Here is a 1995-nt window from a genome sequence, read left to right as displayed (position 1 = left end):
GCGGTTGCTGTTATTCGTTCCGGGCGTGGCACATGGACGTCAACGCGGCGGCCGTGCCGTTTCGCGAGCCGCGCGAGGGGCGCTGGCTGATCCTGAGCTGCAGCGGCCCCGCATCGTCGATGGGCGAGGACGTGTTCCGGACGCAGATCGGGCCGAAGCTGAAGGCACTTGCGCAACGGCTCGGGCAGACGGCCTGAGCACGGCGGCGCGCGGTACGGGTGCCGTCGTCGGTCCAGGCGGTCAGGGGCGAGGGCGGCATCGCCGCCGGCGGTTGTGCCGCAGGCGAACCGCGCGCATGATCGTTCGCCAGCTCACCGACGAAGAGGTTGTGGCCATGTCTCACGCAGAACCGATGGAAGGCGGATGCGCATGTGGCGCGATCCGGTACCGGGTCGCCCATGTTCCGGCCGACGCCGGTTTCTGCCACTGCCGGCTCTGCCAGCGCACGACCGGTGCGGCGGTCGTCGCGTCGGCATCGGTGCCGATCGACGCGTTCGCTTACCTGCAAGGTGAGCCGACGGTCTACGCGTCGAGCGCGTGGGGCGAGCGACGCTTCTGCGGCCGCTGCGGCGCGCAGCTCGAATACCGGGTCAGCGATGCGCCCAAAACGGTCGAGATCAATTGCGCGACGCTCGACGAGCCGTCGCGGCTGCGCCCGGCCTGGCATGTCTGGTACGGGGATCGCTTTCCGGGCATCGAGATCGACGACGATCTGCCCAAGTATGACGATGGCGGAAGGGCGTAAGCGGTAACCGCCGGCACCGACTGTGCCGGAAACGAAGGGCGCCTGCGAAGCCGGTTTTTCCACAAGGCCGGCAACAACCCCGCCGGACATCGGGCGACGGGGCAAGCCAGGCGGCCTGATCCCCCGTCACATCACCTGTATTCCACCTTCGACACGCGATGCCCTGCGTGTGCGGATCACCTTGTCCACTCAGGCTCAGGCCGTCACGACCTTCGCAAACACGGGCCCCTGCATGAACCGCACGTCGTGCTGGCGCAGCAGCTCGCACTGCGTTTCGTCGACCACGCCGTCGAAGATCAGCGGAATCCGCACGCGCTGCGCATACGCGACGAGCGCCTTGACCATCCCGTCGCGCAACGCGATGCCCGCATCCATCTTGATGTAGTCGGGGCGCGCCATCTCCGATTCGACCGCGAGGATGCGGCCCGGGTCGGGCAGCTTGTCCGCGACCTTGAAGCCGTGATGCTGGTAGCTGCGCGTCAGGTAGCCGAGGAAGGTCTTGTGCGCGACCGCGACCGCCGGCAGCTCGATCACGATCCGCTCGGTCGGCAGCCCGAAGCGCTGCAGCACCGACGAGAAATGCTTGCCGTGGTCGTACTTCACGCTCTTCAGCAGCCGTTCGTGCACGCGCAGGAACAGCAGCCCGTGGCGTTGTGCACCGAAGAAGTTGATCGCGTGCAGCGAGCGCGACAGGCGGTCGATCGCGACGAGCGTCTGGTCGTCGACGGCCGAGTCGACCGGATCGTGCGGCGCACCCGTCACCAGCGTGACGGCCTGGAAGCCGAGCTCGTCGCCATAGCGCTCAATCGTGTCGGCGAACGACGTCGATTGCGGCGCACCGGGCATCGTCACGTCGTAGATCGGTTCGTAGGCGCTGCCGAGCGTGCGCTCGGGCAGGTTCGCGCTTGCGGTGCCGCCATCGGCGAGCGCGAGGTGATCCCGCAGATACGGCAGTTGCCCGGCACGGGCGACCAGCTCGGGAATGGTGGGCGGAATCATCGGCGTAAGAAGGAAAAACGGCGGCCGAACGGGCCGCCTCGTAGCTTGATATTAGCAGCGCCGGCCAAGCTCGGCTTGGCGTTTCGTTCATATGGTTATCCCGTCCTCGACGCTTCGCCTAGGGTTTACGTTGATTTCACTATTCGTAATTGGTTTTACTATTCGTAAATCCAGGATTTGTTGCCGATCAAGAAATGCGGCATGCGGGCGCCGCGAAACGGCGCCGTTCACGAATCAACAGGAAGCAAGGA

2 protein-coding genes and 1 pseudogene are annotated in these 1995 nt (G+C 66.0%); 2 read left to right on the top strand and 1 reads right to left on the bottom strand.

Annotated features, from left to right (window positions below):
- Both JYJ84_RS35245 and JYJ84_RS35240 read left to right on the top strand, forming a co-directional pair.
- A pseudogene (locus JYJ84_RS35245) lies at window positions 1–197 on the top strand (IclR family transcriptional regulator); the annotation flags it as partial.
- A gap of 137 nt (window positions 198–334) precedes the next feature.
- A complete protein-coding gene (locus tag JYJ84_RS35240) occupies window positions 335–745 on the top strand; it encodes a GFA family protein (RefSeq protein ID WP_175222316.1) in 411 nt (136 codons plus the stop codon).
- Between the two features lie 195 nt (window positions 746–940).
- On the opposite strand, the gene JYJ84_RS35235 is transcribed toward JYJ84_RS35240, so the two are convergent.
- Window positions 941–1744, bottom strand: coding sequence for an EAL domain-containing protein (locus tag JYJ84_RS35235; protein WP_122944591.1), 804 nt, complete (start codon window positions 1742–1744; stop codon window positions 941–943).
- Window positions 1745–1995: the final 251 nt, after the last annotated feature.

The organism is Burkholderia sp. LMG 13014 (genome assembly GCF_905232215.1).
Classification (GTDB): Bacteria; Pseudomonadota; Gammaproteobacteria; order Burkholderiales; family Burkholderiaceae; genus Burkholderia.
The sequence above is the reverse complement of the archived record's forward strand: the minus strand, read 5'-3'. Positions and strand labels throughout refer to the sequence as shown.